This is a genomic window from Pseudoalteromonas sp. MMG022 (assembly GCF_021654245.1).
Classification (GTDB): domain Bacteria; phylum Pseudomonadota; class Gammaproteobacteria; order Enterobacterales; family Alteromonadaceae; genus Pseudoalteromonas; species Pseudoalteromonas amylolytica.
On the sequence record NZ_JAKFZQ010000004.1, the window covers coordinates 114103 to 130025 of the forward strand.

Annotated in this window: 19 protein-coding genes; 11 read left to right on the forward strand and 8 right to left on the reverse strand. The window is 43.8% G+C overall.

Annotated features, from left to right (window positions below):
• Positions 1–3 precede the first annotated feature (3 nt).
• Positions 4–261 (forward strand): BolA family iron metabolism protein IbaG, encoded by a 258-nt coding sequence (gene ibaG, locus L1070_RS04980; protein WP_237124706.1) that lies wholly within the window; start codon positions 4–6, stop codon positions 259–261.
• Between the two features lie 10 nt (positions 262–271).
• A complete protein-coding gene (gene murA, locus L1070_RS04985; RefSeq protein WP_070983172.1) occupies positions 272–1531 on the forward strand; it encodes a UDP-N-acetylglucosamine 1-carboxyvinyltransferase in 1260 nt (419 codons plus the stop codon).
• Positions 1532–1600: 69 nt separating this feature from the next.
• On the opposite strand, the gene L1070_RS04990 is transcribed toward murA, so the two are convergent.
• From L1070_RS04990 to L1070_RS05000, 3 genes are all read right to left on the reverse strand, one after another.
• Positions 1601–2686 (reverse strand): trypsin-like peptidase domain-containing protein, encoded by a 1086-nt coding sequence (locus L1070_RS04990; RefSeq protein WP_070983173.1) that lies wholly within the window; start codon positions 2684–2686, stop codon positions 1601–1603.
• Between the two features lie 89 nt (positions 2687–2775).
• The gene (locus tag L1070_RS04995; protein ID WP_070983174.1) at positions 2776–4128 is read right to left on the reverse strand and encodes a DegQ family serine endoprotease; all 1353 of its coding nucleotides are present in this window, start codon (positions 4126–4128) and stop codon (positions 2776–2778) included.
• A gap of 127 nt (positions 4129–4255) precedes the next feature.
• The gene (locus L1070_RS05000; protein WP_070983175.1) at positions 4256–4714 is read right to left on the reverse strand and encodes a YhcB family protein; all 459 of its coding nucleotides are present in this window, start codon (positions 4712–4714) and stop codon (positions 4256–4258) included.
• A 155-nt stretch (positions 4715–4869) separates the two neighbouring features.
• Here L1070_RS05000 and zapE point away from each other — a divergent pair, with 155 nt between their 5' ends.
• The 8 genes from zapE (at position 4870) to L1070_RS05040 (ending at position 11317) form a co-directional block, all read left to right on the forward strand.
• The gene (zapE, locus tag L1070_RS05005; RefSeq protein ID WP_070983176.1) at positions 4870–5958 is read left to right on the forward strand and encodes a cell division protein ZapE; all 1089 of its coding nucleotides are present in this window, start codon (positions 4870–4872) and stop codon (positions 5956–5958) included.
• 258 nt (positions 5959–6216) lie between these two features.
• Complete coding sequence (gene rplM / locus L1070_RS05010; RefSeq protein WP_070983177.1) at positions 6217–6645, forward strand: 50S ribosomal protein L13; 429 nt, start codon at positions 6217–6219, stop codon at positions 6643–6645.
• An 11-nt stretch (positions 6646–6656) separates the two neighbouring features.
• Complete coding sequence (gene rpsI / locus L1070_RS05015) at positions 6657–7046, forward strand: 30S ribosomal protein S9 (RefSeq protein ID WP_070983178.1); 390 nt, start codon at positions 6657–6659, stop codon at positions 7044–7046.
• 538 nt (positions 7047–7584) lie between these two features.
• Positions 7585–8175 (forward strand): ubiquinol-cytochrome c reductase iron-sulfur subunit, encoded by a 591-nt coding sequence (petA, locus tag L1070_RS05020; RefSeq protein ID WP_070983179.1) that lies wholly within the window; start codon positions 7585–7587, stop codon positions 8173–8175.
• Positions 8175–9440 carry a cytochrome b N-terminal domain-containing protein gene (locus L1070_RS05025; RefSeq protein ID WP_070983180.1) on the forward strand — a complete coding sequence of 422 codons (1266 nt, stop codon included), beginning with the start codon at positions 8175–8177 and terminating at the stop codon, positions 9438–9440. The genes petA and L1070_RS05025 overlap by 1 nt, the downstream gene beginning before the upstream one ends.
• The gene (locus tag L1070_RS05030; RefSeq protein WP_070983181.1) at positions 9437–10174 is read left to right on the forward strand and encodes a cytochrome c1; all 738 of its coding nucleotides are present in this window, start codon (positions 9437–9439) and stop codon (positions 10172–10174) included. Before L1070_RS05025 ends, L1070_RS05030 begins: the two co-directional genes overlap by 4 nt.
• Positions 10175–10271: 97 nt before the next feature.
• Entirely contained in the window at positions 10272–10898 is a 627-nt protein-coding gene (gene sspA, locus L1070_RS05035; RefSeq protein ID WP_070983182.1) for a stringent starvation protein SspA, read from the forward strand.
• Entirely contained in the window at positions 10898–11317 is a 420-nt protein-coding gene (locus L1070_RS05040; RefSeq protein ID WP_237124707.1) for a ClpXP protease specificity-enhancing factor, read from the forward strand. The genes sspA and L1070_RS05040 overlap by 1 nt, the downstream gene beginning before the upstream one ends.
• 56 nt (positions 11318–11373) lie before the next feature.
• Here the strand turns inward: L1070_RS05040 and L1070_RS05045 are convergent, their stop codons facing one another.
• Genes L1070_RS05045 through L1070_RS05060 form a run of 4 tightly spaced genes read right to left on the reverse strand, consistent with a single transcriptional unit; the run spans position 11374 to position 14794 of the window.
• Positions 11374–11940 (reverse strand): BON domain-containing protein, encoded by a 567-nt coding sequence (locus tag L1070_RS05045; protein ID WP_070983184.1) that lies wholly within the window; start codon positions 11938–11940, stop codon positions 11374–11376.
• Complete coding sequence (locus tag L1070_RS05050) at positions 11940–12527, reverse strand: SIS domain-containing protein (protein ID WP_070983185.1); 588 nt, start codon at positions 12525–12527, stop codon at positions 11940–11942. The genes L1070_RS05045 and L1070_RS05050 overlap by 1 nt, the downstream gene beginning before the upstream one ends.
• A 1-nt stretch (position 12528) precedes the next feature.
• Positions 12529–12894, reverse strand: a complete 366-nt coding sequence (locus L1070_RS05055; protein WP_237124708.1) for a YraN family protein — start codon at positions 12892–12894, stop codon at positions 12529–12531.
• 13 nt (positions 12895–12907) lie between these two features.
• The gene (locus tag L1070_RS05060) at positions 12908–14794 is read right to left on the reverse strand and encodes a penicillin-binding protein activator (RefSeq protein ID WP_237124709.1); all 1887 of its coding nucleotides are present in this window, start codon (positions 14792–14794) and stop codon (positions 12908–12910) included.
• A 62-nt stretch (positions 14795–14856) separates the two neighbouring features.
• Between L1070_RS05060 and rsmI the strand changes: the two genes are divergently transcribed.
• Positions 14857–15714 (forward strand): 16S rRNA (cytidine(1402)-2'-O)-methyltransferase, encoded by an 858-nt coding sequence (gene rsmI, locus L1070_RS05065; RefSeq protein WP_237124710.1) that lies wholly within the window; start codon positions 14857–14859, stop codon positions 15712–15714.
• Positions 15715–15767: 53 nt separating this feature from the next.
• Here rsmI and L1070_RS05070 read toward each other — a convergent pair whose 3' ends face one another.
• The gene (locus L1070_RS05070) at positions 15768–15911 is read right to left on the reverse strand and encodes a hypothetical protein (RefSeq protein ID WP_170829089.1); all 144 of its coding nucleotides are present in this window, start codon (positions 15909–15911) and stop codon (positions 15768–15770) included.
• Between the last annotated feature and the right edge of the window lie 12 nt (positions 15912–15923).

Genomic DNA, 15923 nt, shown 5'->3' on the forward strand with positions numbered 1-15923 from the left:
CTAATGGAAACAAACCAAGTCGAAACTTTATTAAGAGACGCATTGTCACTGCAAGAAGTGATCGTTAAAGCCAATGGAAATCACTATGAGGTGATAGCAGTTGGAGAGTGTTTTGACGGGTTAAGCCGCGTTAAAAAGCAACAGCTAGTATATGGTCCGTTGATGGGAACAATCTCTGACGGCACGATTCATGCCGTAAGCATCAAAGCATTTACGCCAACGGAGTGGCAAAGAGAACGCAAATTTATTCTACCGCAATAACGGAGTCACGATGGATCAGTTTGTTATCCAAGGGGGCACCACTTTAGCGGGTGAGGTCACTATATCTGGCGCCAAAAATGCGGCGCTTCCTATTCTATTTGCTGCACTACTTGCAGACGGTGAAAGCCGCTTTTCCAATGTTCCACAACTGAGGGATATAGGTACAACAGAAGCATTATTAAAAACACTTGGTGCGGGGGTTAAGTGGCAAGGTGATATCCTGTTTGTTGATGGTCGTTCCGTTGACAAAGTGCTCGCGCCATATGAATTAGTAAAGCAAATGCGCGCTTCGGTATTGGCCCTTGGACCTTTGCTTGCGCGTTTTGGCGAAGCGCAAGTTTCATTGCCTGGGGGCTGTGCAATCGGCGCGCGTCCTGTTGATATTCATATCAGCGGTTTGGAGCGTATGGGGGCAAAAATTAGTGTAGATAATGGCTACATCAATGCAAAAGTGGATGGACGTTTGAAGGGCGCTGAGATTTATATGGAAACGGTCAGCGTGGGGGCAACAGAAAATCTATTGATGGCTGCAACGTTGGCTGATGGAACGACCATACTGGAAAACGCAGCACGCGAGCCAGAGATAACGAACTTAGCTGACTGCTTGAGAGCGATGGGCGCTAAGATAACAGGTGCTGGCACCAGTCGTATCGAGATACAAGGCGTCGACAAGCTCGCTGGAGGCGAGCATAAAATTCTACCAGATAGAATTGAAACAGGTACTTTCCTAGTCGCCGCTGCGATGGCTCAAGGCGAGGTCTTGTGCACCAACACCGATCACACTAGCTTGGAGCCGGTACTAGACAAGCTGCGGGCAGCCAATGCACTTGTTGAAGTGACAGATAACAGCATCTATCTGGATATGAGAGGGCGCACACTCAAAGCGGTTAATATCAAGACGATGCCACATCCTGGTTTTCCTACAGATATGCAAGCACAGTTTACCGCGTTGAATGTGGTTGCAGAAGGTAGTGCAACTATCACCGAAACCATCTTCGAAAATCGCTTTATGCACGTGCCTGAATTGCAGCGTATGGGCGCAAACATCCGCCTTGAAGGCAATACAGCGATATGTGCAGAGACTGACAAATTAAGTGGTGCGCAGGTAATGGCGACGGACTTAAGAGCGTCTGCAAGCTTGATTTTAACGGGGGTTGTTGCCAGTGGTGAAACCGTTGTGGATCGCATCTATCATGTTGATAGAGGTTATCAACGTATTGAAAATAAGCTGAGCAAATTAGGGGCTAAGATTAAACGTAGACACAATTAGTTGTTTACAAAGCCCGAGTAACAAAAAAGCGAGTGATTATACTCGCTTTTTTGTTATCTATTTTAGGGCTTAGTTTGCACGAGTTTCAAGTTCCGCTACAACTAGGGTGAAGGTACGTAATTCGTCACCGCGATACACTTGAAATTCAAGACGCGTTCCGGGGCGAGTATTACCTATAAATTTAAGTGTTTTTTGCGGGTTGGTAACGGGCTCTCCTGCCACTTTAACAATAATATCATTCTCTTGCATACCCGCTTGCCACGCCGGGCCGAGAGGATCTAAATCACTCACTCTGAGACCTACAATTCGCGTATAGAGGTCAGTTACCTCTTTGCCAGTGCTATCCACGGCAGCGCCCCTAAAACCTAAGTACCCTCTGACTACGCGGCCATCCTGAATCAGCTTTTGCATCACTTCTTTAGCAAGTTTATAAGGAACAGCGAACGAGATCCCCTGAATGTCGATATTATAGCGGGTACGAAACTGCGCCGAGGTAATACCAACCAGTACACCGTTAGAGTTAACCAGCGCGCCACCAGAGTTACCTACGTTCACTGCCGCATCCATTTGCAATAAATTATTATAGGGGCTATCGGTGAGCGTCTGCTTGCCAGTAGCGCTTATAACACCTTGCGTGATGGTTTGCCCTAGGTTGAGCGGGTTACCAATTGCTAGCACCACATCGCCTACACGGGGGCTAAAATTATCATTAATGGGGATAACCGGCAGATGTTGCGCATCTATTTTCAATAAGGCTAAGTCAGTGATGGTATCAAAGCCTATTACCTGTACATCATCGAAACGGCGACCATCTGTTAGGATCACCATGATTTGATCTGCATCGTTCACGACGTGATAGTTAGTCAATATGTAGCCGTCGTGAGACATGAGTACACCAGAACCTAGCTCTTGAGTTGTGTTAGCTCGCATGTAGCGCGGTACTGAGGAGATGCTCTCTGAGAATATGGTAACTACAGCAGGAGAGGCTTTTTCGACAGCATCAGCAAAGCTCATATGGCTGCTAGAATAGTGACCGGAAACGTCCAGTTTGGGAAGGAGCGCATTTTTTAGATTAGGAGAGAACCAAATAATAACAAATGCGATACAAAGCCCTGCCAACATCGGAGGCAGAATAAAGCGAATAAATTTTAACATGCGCAGTCTTTATGATTTTTAATCGTTTTATGATGCACAAAGAAAAACACAGCGGCAAGTGTCGCTGTGTTTTTCCTACTAATTTATTGTTACTGGATAAGTAAGAACACTGAATCTCTACCGCGTTTTATGCCTAGTACGATGTTACCCTGAATATCTTCGATAAGGTTACTCATATCGCGGATACTATCGACTCGCTTGCGGTTCACTTGCATTATCACGTCTCCTTCTTCTAGACCAACTCTAGCAGCTGGTGAGCGAGGCTCAACGGATGTTACAACAACCCCCTTATTGCCATTTCGCTCGCCACTTTCTAAGACCGCACCTCGCAGCATTGGGTGAATTCTATCCGCTGGAGCTTGTGCTTCCCCTTGGCCTTTTAAGGTCACTTCTATGGTGCGTCTTTTACCATCACGGTAGACACCTAACTCGACCGTTCGGCCCTCACCTATAGTTGCAATTTTACTGGCTAACTCTGCAAAGCTTTGGATGTTGCCACCATTTACGCTAATGATGACATCGTTTGCGAGTATGCCAGCTTCGGCAGCGGCTGAATCTTTAATAACGCGGGCAACATATGCGCCTTGTTTCACATCAAAGCCTTGTGCTTTAGCGATACCAGCATCTAAGGTTCGGCCTTCAATACCAAGCGAACCGCGACGAACCTGACCAAATTCAACGATCTGGTCAACGAGGTTCTTCATCATGTTTGAAGGAATAGCAAACCCGATCCCCACATTACCGCCAGATGCACCTAATATTGCGGTGTTGATACCGATCAGTTCACCGCGTAGGTTCACGAGGGCCCCGCCCGAGTTTCCTTGGTTGATAGCCGCGTCTGTTTGAATGAAATCTTCGTAACCTTCGATATTTAAACCACTACGTCCTAGCGCACTGATGATACCTGATGTCACTGTGTGACTAAGACCAAAAGGGTTTCCGATGGCCACTGAGAAATCGCCAACACGCAGTTTGTCAGAATCAGCGAGTTTAATCTCGGTGAGGTTTTCGCCATCGATTTCTAACAAAGCGATGTCAGACTCTTTATCGGTGCCAACCAGTTTGGCTTCAAACTCGCGGCCATCTTCAAGTGTCACAATGATCTTTTCTGCATCGGCAATTACATGGTTATTTGTCACGACATAGCCTTCATCAGCATTGATAATGACGCCTGAACCTAGGCCACTGAATGGGCGCTTTTGACTGCGTGGTTGTGGGTTACCGAAAAAATAATCAAATGGGTCAACACGCCGACGTACCTCCTTTGCACCAGTCACCTGAATGCTGACTACGCCTGGAGTGACGCGCTCTAACATAGGTGCAAGTGTTGGCATGGTTTGTCCATCAACTGCCATAGGTAATTTGGCTAAGGCAGCGTTTGGACTAAGAAGTAGTGACGTTGATAAAATAGCTGCTGTTAATAACGAGTGTTTCAATTTCATAGTCAGTAAATACTCCGCAAAAAGCGTTAATGCATTGAAAAGGCGCGTGCTTTGAACAAAGCACCAGTTGCCATTTCGCTATTGTAAAAAACTATATTTACTGACTATGGGGTCAAAAAAAAGTTCATCAAGAGACTTTTGACTGCTTACTTTCTGAACGCTCCCCCGAGAATAGGCCGCTCTCTCCGTCAACATAGTCAGTCGGTTGGGCTGCACCTTCATTGGTTTTGTCGTTACGGCGACGCTCGGGGCGGCTTTTCAGTGAAGCATGTAATTGTTCGGTGGTTTCTTTTGAGAAAAACGGCTCACTGGGATGTGTTGGTTTTTCGGTTAATAACACCTGATTGGTTTCTTCAACATGATTGAGAAGTTGGCTATAACTGTCTTGCATCTTTGTCATCAGTTTTTTGGTGCTTGCTAAGTGGTCGGCAACTTCCTGACGGTATTGCTCTAGCTCATGTTTGGCTTGCTGAGCTTGTTGCTCAAGTTCACCATGTTTAAATTGCTTTTTAGTCCACACTGAACCAATAAAAAAGGCGGCGATGGCAACGACTACGATAAGTCCCATCCAAGCAAATGAGGTCATACATCTCTCCTAATAAATCGCGGGGCGCATACGCTGTGAATAGCAGGGCGAGTTTGCGACTAATGATAAAATCTAATGATAAGCTAAATATACGCTTAGAATCGATGCGTGTTAATATAATACGCAAATAAAAACGCAGAACTATGTAAACAACTATGACACCTTGGGAAAAATATCAGCAAGATTTAAAGCGCGAAGACTTTCAATATGATAGCGCACAAGAAAATGCGGTTAAGCATTTACAACGTTTGTATGATGACCTCACAGCTGTGCCACCAAAGCCAAAGGGCCTTTTTTCTAAGCTGTTTGCTAAACCAAAGCAACAGAGCATAACTGGGTTATATTTTTGGGGCGGTGTTGGGCGCGGTAAAACGTATTTGGTTGATACGTTCTACGAAGCCTTGCCCACGCAACGAAAGATGCGTGTACACTTTCACCGTTTTATGCACCGTGTACACGATGAGTTAAAGTTGCTCAAAGACGTGAAAAACCCGTTAGAGACTGTCGCTGATAAGTTCAAACAAGAGACTGATATCATTTGTTTTGATGAATTCTTCGTGCAAGACATTACTGATGCGATGCTACTTGGTGGTTTAATGCAAGCATTATTTGCCAGAGATATTGTGCTGGTTGCAACGTCTAATATCGTACCGGACGAGCTATATCGTAATGGCTTACAGCGCGCACGTTTTATCCCAGCGATTGAGTTGGTGAAAGCCAATACCGAAGTGGTCAATGTAGACTCTGGTATTGACTACCGCTTAAGAACGCTTGAGCAGGCGGAGATTTATCATAGCCCGCTGGATGAACAAGCAGATAAAAATCTGTTTGAATATTTCGATAAGTTGTCACCTGAGCCTGGCAAGTTGAATGAAAAGATTGAGATAGAAGGGCGTCTGATAGCGACGCGAAAAGTATCCGATTGTATCGTGATGTTTGACTTTAGTCAGCTATGTGAAACAGCGCGATCGCAAGTGGATTATATGGAGATCAGTCGTTTATACAACACAGTGATCTTGTCGAATGTCAAACAGCTAGGGCAACACAACGATGATGCAGCCAGACGCTTTATTGCCTTGGTGGATGAGTTTTATGAGCGCAATGTAACGCTGATCATTTCGGCTCAAGCGCCTATTACTGAGCTTTATACCCAAGGCACATTAAATTTTGAGTTTAAGCGATGTATTAGCCGCTTGCAGGAAATGCAATCACTAGAATACCTCGCTCGAGAGCATTTAGCCTAAAGGGGTTATTGAGCTTTTGGCGCGTAAATTTAGGTGAGAAAGTTTTTTGTAGAAAAAACAATCTCACGCTAGTCAAGCCTTGATAGAGTTGCTATAATCCGCGGCCTGCCACGTTGCGTTCTATTGCCCTCGTCGGCTTAGCCACCGACTTGAGCGGCAAAAAAGTCTTAAACTCGAAGGGGTTAAAGCACTCATATAGTAAGCGGTAATCAACTTTGATTACCTGTGGTTTTAAATAGAAAAACATTGGATTTTTAAATGAAAACGTTTGTTGCTAAACCAGAAACTGTAAAACGTGACTGGTACGTAGTTGACGCTGAAGGTAAAACTTTAGGTCGCATCGCTACTGAAATCGCTCGTCGCCTTCGCGGTAAGCATAAAGCTGAGTACACTCCTCATGTTGATACAGGTGATTACATCATCGTTATCAACGCTGAAAAAGTTACTGTAACTGGTAACAAAACTCAGGACAAAATGTACTACGCTCACACTGGCTTCCCGGGCGGTCTTAAGTCTGTGAACTTCGAGAAACTTCAAGCTAAAAAGCCTGAAATGATCATTGAAAAAGCGGTTAAAGGCATGTTACCTCGTGGCCCTCTAGGTCGTGAAATGTACCGTAAACTTAAAGTTTACGCTGGTAGCGAGCACAACCACGCGGCACAACAGCCGCAGGTTCTAGACATTTAAGGAGCACACTCATGGCAAATCAATACTACGGTACAGGTCGTCGTAAAAGTTCAAGTGCTCGCGTATTCTTACGCCCAGGCACTGGCAGCATCGTAATTAATCAGCGTTCTATCGAAGAATACTTCGGTCGTGAAACTTCTCGCATGGTTGTTCGTCAGCCTCTAGAGCTAGTTGAAATGACAGAGAAGTTTGACCTTTACATCACTGTTGAAGGTGGTGGTATGACTGGTCAAGCTGGCGCAATCCGCCACGGTATCACGCGTGCACTAATGGAATTCGACGAATCACTTCGTCCTACTCTACGTAAAGCTGGCTTTGTTACTCGTGACGCTCGTAAAGTTGAGCGTAAGAAAGTTGGTCTTAAGAAAGCACGTAAGAAGACACAGTTCTCAAAACGTTAATTTTTTACGTTTCAAGAATTCAAAAACCCAGCGTTATGCTGGGTTTTTTGTTTTTACAAATTCAACATTCAATCCTAGTGTCTCCTTATTCGTATCACGGCTTCACATCATCAAAATTATTTTGCTTAATAAATCACCTTTTTTGCTAGCGTACGGTTTTAAAAATAAAAAAACTGCAATATTTAGAAGATTTAATAGTAAATCGTCGATAACTCAGCGTATTTTTTTGCTACAATTGCTGTGCAAGTAAAGTGAGCGAGTTTCAACCCCACATAACGTGGTTCTCAAGCCTCCAATGAGGTTGATCTTGGTCAGTATATTGTTTTTAGATTAGCGTTATCATATGCCATCGGCCTCATGCTCGAAGTAACCTTGTTAACATTTGTTCAGGTTTATTGGGGCATGGGACTGTAATAACCTTGTTTTAATCAAGGGATTTATTTATGATCGCTTCTATTTTGTAGTTTCTTAAAATTAACCTGCTGTAACTGATGTTCTCAATATAGCAAGTGTTGAGAATCATAGTGGAGATAAGTGGATGAGCAATGCGCCTGTAGACAATGGCCGACGTCGCTTTTTAACCATAGCTACCTCTGTTGTTGGTGGTGTTGGTGCGGCTGGGGCTGCTGTTCCTTTTATTGCGTCTTGGAATCCAAGTGAGCGAGCTAAATCTGCGGGTGCGCCTGTAGAAGTAGATATCAGCAAGCTTGAGCCGGGACAATTAATTCGTGTTGAGTGGCGAGGCAAACCTGTTTGGGTTATTTCTCGTACACCAAAGATGCTAGAGCAAATGAAAGCTCATGAAGATATGCTTCGTGATCCTGCATCTGATGAGCCTCAACAGCTGGATTCAGCGAAAAACCCATATCGTTCTAAGCGTCCAGAAATATTCGTGGCGGTTGGTATCTGTACTCACCTTGGTTGTTCACCTAGTTTCTTGCAAGGTGGATTTGGTGAAAAGGTTGAAGGTACAGAAGATGGCTTCTTCTGTCCATGTCATGGTTCTAAATTTGATATGGCTGGCCGTGTATTTCAATCGGTTCCTGCACCATTAAACCTTGAAATTCCACCGTATACCTTTATTGATGACACCACTATTTTAGTTGGTGAAGAAGAAGGGGTTGCGTAATGTTTGGTAATCTTATCAACTGGATCGATGAACGTATTCCAATGACTCGTGTTTGGAATATGCACATTGCTCAATATCCTGCGCCAAAGAACTTTAACTTTTGGTATCTATTCGGCTCACTCGCCATTTTGGTTTTAGTAAACCAAATACTAACGGGTATTTGGCTGACCATGAACTTTGTACCTTCTGCTGAAGGTGCTTTTGCCTCAGTAGAATACATCATGCGTGATGTTGAGTATGGTTGGCTGCTTCGCTATCTGCACTCCACTGGTGCTTCAGCGTTCTTTATCGTTGTGTATCTACACATGTTCCGCGGTATGATCTATGGTTCTTACCAAAAGCCACGTGAATTACTGTGGTTGTTTGGTATGTTCATTTTCTTGGCGCTGATGGCTGAAGCCTTTATGGGATACTTACTTCCTTGGGGCCAAATGTCATTCTGGGGTGCTCAGGTAATTATCTCACTATTTGGTGCGATTCCAGTAATTGGTGATGACCTAACACTTTGGATCCGTGGTGACTACGTAATTTCAGGTGCAACGCTTAACCGCTTCTTTGCATTACACGTAATCGCATTACCGCTTGTTCTTGTTATTCTAGTGTTCCTTCACATCGTAGCACTTCACGAAGTGGGTTCAAACAACCCTGATGGTGTTGAGATTAAGCGTAAGAAAGGCACTGTAGCAGAAGAAGATAAGCCTAAATTCAAGTTCCACGAATATTACACAAGTAAAAAAGATATTGTGGACGCAATTCCATTCCACCCTTATTACACAGTAAAAGATATTTTAGGTGTGGCTGGTTTCTTGATTTTATTCTGTTGGGTTGTATTTTTTGCACCAGAAATGGGTGGTTTTTTCTTAGAAGCGCCTAACTTTGAAGCGGCAAACCCACTGAAGACACCTGAACATATTTTCCCTGTTTGGTATTTCACGCCTTTCTATGCAATCTTGCGTGCGATTCCTAACAAGCTATTAGGTGTTGTTGCAATGGGGGCATCAATTGTTGTACTTGCACTACTGCCTTGGATTGACCGTGGTAAAGTGAAGTCGATTCGCTACCGTTGTGGCCTACACAAGCTAAACATTGCTCAGTTCGTGGTTACTTTCATCATCCTTGGTTGGATTGGTGCGACACCACAGACAGACTTTAAAACGTTACTATCGCAAATTACGACTGTGACTTACTTCATGTTCTTCGTGTTACTATTTGTATACTCAAAGAATGAAAAGACTAAACCATTGCCAACGAGGTTGACGAAATGATGAAGAAGCTAGTTATCGGTTTATTCGCATTACTGCCAACTTTTACAATGGCAGCGGGGCCATCAGTACCAACACTTGACGCGAACATTGATTTAACAGATAAAGCGTCATTACAACGTGGTGCGAAGTTGTTCATGAACTACTGTCTTGGTTGTCACCAAATGCAGTATCAGCGTTATGAGCGTACTTTTAGAGACATCGGCATTCCAACGGAAATCGGCGAAGAGCAACTGATTTTTGATGGTTCAAAAGTGGGTAGCCACATTTTGAATGCTATCGAACAAGATGATGCTGCCAAATGGTTTGGTGCTGCGCCACCTGATCTAACTTTAGTTGCTCGTGTACGCGGTGCTGATTGGATCTATACGTACTTGAAGTCTTTCTATAAAGATGAATCTCGTCCGTTTGGTGTAAACAACATCATTTTCCCATCGGTTGGTATGCCTCACGTACTGCAAGAGTTACAAGGTTTGCCTACGCCTATCACTGAAGAAGTGGAAGAGCATGGTCAGACTGTAACAAAAGTGGTAGGTGTTGAAACGGATGGCTCTGGTGAGCTAAGTACCGATGAGTATGATCAGGCAGCACGTGATTTGACAAACTTCTTGGCGTATGTGGGTGAACCTTCACGTCTTGAGTCAGAATCACTTGGTATTAAGGTGCTAGGATTTTTAGTAATTCTATTTATTCTTGCATTCTTCCTGAAGAAAGAATACTGGAGAGATGTTCACTAAGTCGAACAAATCTAAGGTAATTTTGTGATAGGGGCTTTAGCCCCTATTGCTGTTTAAAGTGACTTATTACTTTTTGTAATTATTAATGGAGGTAGGCATGGCCGTTGCTGCCAATAAGCGCCCTGTAATGACTCTTTTCTCTGGTGCAAATTGCATGTATAGCCATCAGGTACGTATTGTACTGGCTGAGAAAGGGGTAAGTGTTGATATTCACCTAGCAGAAAAGGATAACCTGCCAGAGGCTCTTCATGAGATTAACCCCTATGGTACGGTACCAACTTTAATTGACCGTGAATTAGGTTTGTACCAAGCGGATATCATCATGGAGTATCTTGATGAGCGTTTTCCACATCCACCTTTAATGCCTGTCTACCCAGTTATGCGTGGTCGTAGCCGACTTATGATGCATCGCATTGATACTGATTGGTATAGCCTTGCTGCTAAAATCATGGCCGGTGGTGCTGATGAAGCACAAGCACGTAAAGAACTAACCGAAGCATTACTAGCGGTAGCGCCTATTTTCAATGAAGCGCCGTATTTCATGAGTGAAGAATTCAGCTTAGTAGACTGCTACTTAGCGCCATTACTGTGGCGTTTGCCTCAGTTAGGTATCGAGTTATCTGGTGCTGGTGCAAAAGAGTTGAAAGACTATATGTTACGTTTATTTGAGCGTGATTCATTCCAAGCTTCTTTAACTGAAGCAGAGCGTGAGATACGAGCATAATGACACCAAATCGCCCATATTTACTGAGAGCCTTTTTTGATTGGATCGTTGATAATGAATGTACACCTCATTTGGTTGTCAATGCTGAGTATCCAGCTGTTCAAGTGCCTACACAGTTTGTACAAGATGGGCAGATTGTCTTAAACATCAGCCCAACCGCAGTAACGCAGTTTGCTATGGATAACCACCAATTGAGCTTTAATGCCCGATTTGGCGGCCAACCTATGCAGGTCTATGTGCCAATTGCTGCTGTATTAGCGATTTATGCTCGTGAGAATGGTGAAGGTACCGTATTTACTCAGGAAGAGTTTCCTGCAGAAGATGAAGTACTGACCCCCGAGCCGGTTGAAAGCGAGACCGAGAGTGCTAAAAGTGAGACTTCTAAAAAGAAAGGATCACATCTAAGAGTTATTAAGTAACTTTAACAACAGTCATAAAAAACCTGCGCTTGCGCAGGTTTTTTTATACTTACTCACTATAAATATTCAAATGCTTTTACAACGCGCGTAACACCATTGATATTTCGAGCGATTTCAACAGCGCGATCGGCTTCTTCTCGCTTTACTAAGCCCATAAGAAACACCTCGCTATTCTCAGTAACAACTTTGATATTGTTGCCACTGACATCTTCGGCAGCCAGTAGCCTTGTTTTAACTTTGGAAGTTAACCAAACATCATGTGTTTGGGTCGTAACCCCAATATTGCTGCTAATACGTAGCTGATTGTGTACCTGACGTATTGCTGGAATGTCTTTAAGTGCACTCTGTGCTTGCTGCTTCATTTCCGTATTGGCAACTTGGCCAACCATAAGGACGATACCATTGACGCTTATCAAGCTAATGTTTGCGTGCTCCTTCAAGCGCTCAATATTACGAATGGCCAGCATACCTTTGATTTCAATATTATTGTCATCAATCTGCGAACCTATTGTTCGTCTGTCATTCGCTGCTGAGATTGCACCTGCGGTCCCAGCCACAACGGCGGCCGCACAACCTTGTAGCAATGAAATGACTAACAGAATGGCGATGGGCTTAAGCTGCATTATTGCTCTCCTTGAGGAAATAAGGTGTTATCAATTAATTGACTCAGACAGTGAGTAATAAATAGGTGAGACTCAACGATGCGACTTGGACGCTTGCTTGGCACGCGGATCTCTACATCACTAGGCCCTAGTAAGCCCGTTAACTCGCCGCCATCATCACCAACCAAGGCGATGACTTTCATATCTTTTGTGAGGGCCGCTTCAGTCGCACAAACAACGTCTTTTTCGTTACCGTTAACGGCAATGACGAGCAATAAATCCCCTTGTTGTGCAAATGCTCGTACCTGACGAGCAAAACGATCGCTGTCATCAGAGCTTGCCTGTACACCCAGTTGCACGCTGGACTGCGTTAGAGCAACGGCGGGTAAACAGGGACGTTCAGTTTCGTAAAAGTTAACCAGTAAGCCTGCCATATGCTCCGCCAGCATATGACAACTATCAACGCCACAGCACAGCAGTTTATTACCGTTGATTAAGCCTTGTACTATGGTCAGAGCAGCCGACTCCAATGCATCAGGTAATACTTCACCTGCTGCAATTTGCGCTTGAATACTTTCTGTAAAAATACTCTTGATAGATTCTTGCATATTAAAAAACGCTCTTAATCCATTGTATATTAGGAGGATCTTTGCCCTCAATTGCGATAAAGTCTACGCGTAATGGTACATTATGCAACTTTTGTTCAGCTAAGTAGTGATAAATGCTACGCTTTAACCGTTTTTGCTTGGTTGTGTTCAAAGCGGATAATACCCCTCCGAACTGCTTTGATTGACGATATTTAACTTCGATAAATACCCAACAATCTGCGTCTTTCATCACTAAATCTATTTCACCAAATGGACAATAATAATTGCATTCAACATAACAAAGCCCTTGTTTTTTCAGGAAGCTTTTTGCTAAATGCTCGTAGTGATTGCCCTTGTCTCGCGTATTTTTGAATAGTCCTTTAAACATCTGGCCTCCTGCCTTAGTTTAGAACCTGCTCCCTTGTGGAAGATGTTTGTTTCATAAACAAAGGAGTGGGTGGTGTTTCATTTAAATTTACCACTTGGATCTGGCTTCTTTTATACTGTGCCCAGCGCAATTTTCTGTGTAACGTATTATCGCGTTTAATGCTAAGTTGGCCTGTTAGGCCTCGAAATTCTTTACCCGGAATACGCGCCAGTTGTTTGATCTCAGGGATAAGTCTCAGCGCATCATAGGCCATTGCAAAAAGGCGTTGCTCAATGTCTGCTTGTTCAGGCCACATTTCTACATACTGATCTCGTAAATTCTTCGGCTGTACGACCTCTGGCAGCATCCAAGGCTGTTCAGTAAAGTAGAGCCCCTCTAAGTCACCCTTATCTGTACTGTCGATACGGCGGCTATAACTGCGAGAAGTCGCGTAGAGTGGAATACGCTCAGCGAAGGTACTGACATTGACGTCTAAATACGGTTTTAACAAGCGTGTTTCAATTGCATCACCAAGAATATAAACCACATCAATATCGCCACGAGATCGCGTTTCACTCTCTACATCCTGTCTGAATAAGGATTTAATGGTTTTTATTCTTTGTTTTGATTTATCAACTTCGAGTAAATCAGCTACCACAGTCGCCATATTTTTACTGTCGGTGTAAAAACCAACTTCTGGTTGGGCTTCACTATATTTTTGCCACTGTTGTTCAAAGTGGCTTATCAATCGGTGTCCAGAGTTATTATCTGGGGCCAATAGCATCGGCTTTTGGTACTCTTTAGCTAGAAAGTGTACTAAGGCTTGCTCCACTTCATGCTCTGGATTCAACGCAAAAAAGTAGTGCTCTGGATTCATATTTTCTTGGCTAGGCGTATTGAGAAAAATAGTCGGCAGATTGGCCAATACCTGAGAACTTGCGAGCCTATCAATATTATTTTTCAGCAATGGGCCAATTACAAAATCTGCCTGATTAAGCATCAACTTCTGTTCAATCTCTTCATTACTTAGCATTTCATCAATGAAAAATACTTCTTTTACATCGAAATCATCTAGCGCGGCTAAAAAGCCGTTTTTCAATGCGCTACCAAAACGTTCACTGCTGCCAGATTGCGGTAGTAATATCGCCAGTTTTTGCGCTTGATAGGGCACTAAACTGACTGAGTTAGCCACTTCTTCAGGTAACAGGAAACTTGCAGGGTGATTTGCAAATCTGCGCTGCCAGTTGTTGAGAGCTTGGTGCAATTGTACACCTGAGCCAAGATATATCTGTTGGTATTTTGCGAGCTTGACCCAACCTTGTTGTAAAGAAGTGCCTGTATCAATGCGATCCAACGCGTAAGATGACAATTGTTGTAACGCCTGCCAGATAGCGTTATTTAAGTTCGCTACGTTTAAATTATGTTGTGCGGCAATATCTGCGGCGCTAAAGAAGTAGGTGAGAGCTTGACTCGGTAATCCTTCGCCTGCGTAGATATCCCCTTTTAAATACTGATGCCACGCTTGATGTTCGGGTAAACTAAGCTGCTCTTCCAGTGTATTTAAGATTGCTAATGCAGCACTGGATAAGCCACGCTCCTTACGAGCGAATGCGATATATAGCTTGTTTTGTACGTGATCAACACTGGCTTTACTTTCCAGCGCAAAGCAAATCTCTTCTAAGACTTGCCAGCTTTTGTTTTCAATCGCAAGATCACGTGCTAAGTAGAGCAATTGAATTCTATCTGCGCCCTGTTTGCTCATAGCTTTTTGGTACAGAATCTGTGCATCGGATGTATCGACAACAACCTCTGTTCGCTGACTTTTTGGCTTTGCGTCTGCTTTCGGTATTTTTTCGGTTGTACTACAGGCGGATAACCCCGACAATATAGCGATTACAAGACTAATTATTTTCAGTCGCACAACAACGCCCTAATTGATTTATTCTCTGATGGCTATCTTACTGACTGAACCTGGAGAGCTCAATGATTAAAGCAACGAACTCAGATAAAATAGGCACCCTTTATGTAGTGGCGACGCCAATAGGCAACCTTGCTGATATTAGCGAGCGCGCGATCACCACTTTATCTAACGTGGACTTAATCGCGGCTGAAGATACAAGGCACACCGCAAAGCTACTGAGTCATTTTAATATCAAGGCAAAAACGTTTGCATTGCATGACCATAACGAAAAACAAAAAGCGCAACAGGTAGTTGATTGGCTCAATGAAGGGCTAGATATTGCGCTGGTGTCTGACGCGGGTACTCCTTTGATAAGTGATCCTGGTTATGCGGTAGTTAACCTGTGTCGTGAACAAGGTGCGCATGTAACGCCCGTTCCGGGAGCGTGTGCTGCCATCACGGCATTAAGCTGCTCTGGTTTGCCTACCGATCGCTTTCAATTTGTTGGTTTTACCCCTGCAAAAAGTCAGGCGCGTCAGCAGTTTTTTCTAGACGCCTATGAAAGTGGTATCACCAGTATTATGTATGAAAGCACTCACCGCATTATGGCCAGTCTTGATGATTTACAAACGGCTCTAGGGGCTCAGCAGCGTGTAGTATTTGCAAAAGAGTTGACCAAAACATACGAGACTTTCTTCAGTGGCAGCGTTGCTGAGCTTATCGCGTTTTTAACTGAGGAGAGCGAAAAGCAGCGTGGAGAGCTAGTGCTTATGCTACCAGGTAAGCCAAAGCAACAAGAAGAAATTCCTGCGGATGCCAAGCGCATGCTGACATTGTTAGAGCCAGAAATGCCGCTAAAGAAGGCATGTGGTGTGGTAGCCGATTACTTTGGGTTGAAAAAGAATGCCCTATATAAGGACTGGATCCAGCAATCAAGTTAGATGACTTTTCAATGTATTGGCCGGTGAGTCTACGGCCAATACATCAGTGATGGTTACTCTTTATCACACATATGAGGGCTGACTAAGCACCAGCCGTAGGTATTATTGTCTTGCGCGTACAGTGGTAGAGACGTTGTGGTTGCAAGCACTAAAGTGGCCTGAGCAAATATACTGAACAGAATCGTTTTGATAGTCATGATAATATCCTT

What these genes read in the sequence shown, in the direction of transcription:
- L1070_RS05050 (WP_070983185.1), bottom strand. Translation starts at nt 12,527, where the DNA reads ATGCAAGAATCTATCAAGAGTATTTTTACAGAAAGTATTCAAGCGCAA.
- L1070_RS04990 (WP_070983173.1), bottom strand. Translation starts at nt 2,686, where the DNA reads ATGTTAAAATTTATTCGCTTTATTCTGCCTCCGATGTTGGCAGGGCTT.
- murA (WP_070983172.1), top strand. Translation starts at nt 272, where the DNA reads ATGGATCAGTTTGTTATCCAAGGGGGCACCACTTTAGCGGGTGAGGTC.
- zapE (WP_070983176.1), top strand. Translation starts at nt 4,870, where the DNA reads ATGACACCTTGGGAAAAATATCAGCAAGATTTAAAGCGCGAAGACTTT.
- L1070_RS05070 (WP_170829089.1), bottom strand. Translation starts at nt 15,911, where the DNA reads ATGACTATCAAAACGATTCTGTTCAGTATATTTGCTCAGGCCACTTTA.
- L1070_RS05025 (WP_070983180.1), top strand. Translation starts at nt 8,175, where the DNA reads ATGTTTGGTAATCTTATCAACTGGATCGATGAACGTATTCCAATGACT.
- sspA (WP_070983182.1), top strand. Translation starts at nt 10,272, where the DNA reads ATGGCCGTTGCTGCCAATAAGCGCCCTGTAATGACTCTTTTCTCTGGT.
- L1070_RS05040 (WP_237124707.1), top strand. Translation starts at nt 10,898, where the DNA reads ATGACACCAAATCGCCCATATTTACTGAGAGCCTTTTTTGATTGGATC.
- L1070_RS05000 (WP_070983175.1), bottom strand. Translation starts at nt 4,714, where the DNA reads ATGACCTCATTTGCTTGGATGGGACTTATCGTAGTCGTTGCCATCGCC.
- L1070_RS05045 (WP_070983184.1), bottom strand. Translation starts at nt 11,940, where the DNA reads ATGCAGCTTAAGCCCATCGCCATTCTGTTAGTCATTTCATTGCTACAA.
- rsmI (WP_237124710.1), top strand. Translation starts at nt 14,857, where the DNA reads ATGATTAAAGCAACGAACTCAGATAAAATAGGCACCCTTTATGTAGTG.
- L1070_RS04995 (WP_070983174.1), bottom strand. Translation starts at nt 4,128, where the DNA reads ATGAAATTGAAACACTCGTTATTAACAGCAGCTATTTTATCAACGTCA.
- rpsI (WP_070983178.1), top strand. Translation starts at nt 6,657, where the DNA reads ATGGCAAATCAATACTACGGTACAGGTCGTCGTAAAAGTTCAAGTGCT.
- petA (WP_070983179.1), top strand. Translation starts at nt 7,585, where the DNA reads ATGAGCAATGCGCCTGTAGACAATGGCCGACGTCGCTTTTTAACCATA.
- rplM (WP_070983177.1), top strand. Translation starts at nt 6,217, where the DNA reads ATGAAAACGTTTGTTGCTAAACCAGAAACTGTAAAACGTGACTGGTAC.
- L1070_RS05030 (WP_070983181.1), top strand. Translation starts at nt 9,437, where the DNA reads ATGATGAAGAAGCTAGTTATCGGTTTATTCGCATTACTGCCAACTTTT.
- L1070_RS05055 (WP_237124708.1), bottom strand. Translation starts at nt 12,894, where the DNA reads ATGTTTAAAGGACTATTCAAAAATACGCGAGACAAGGGCAATCACTAC.
- ibaG (WP_237124706.1), top strand. Translation starts at nt 4, where the DNA reads ATGGAAACAAACCAAGTCGAAACTTTATTAAGAGACGCATTGTCACTG.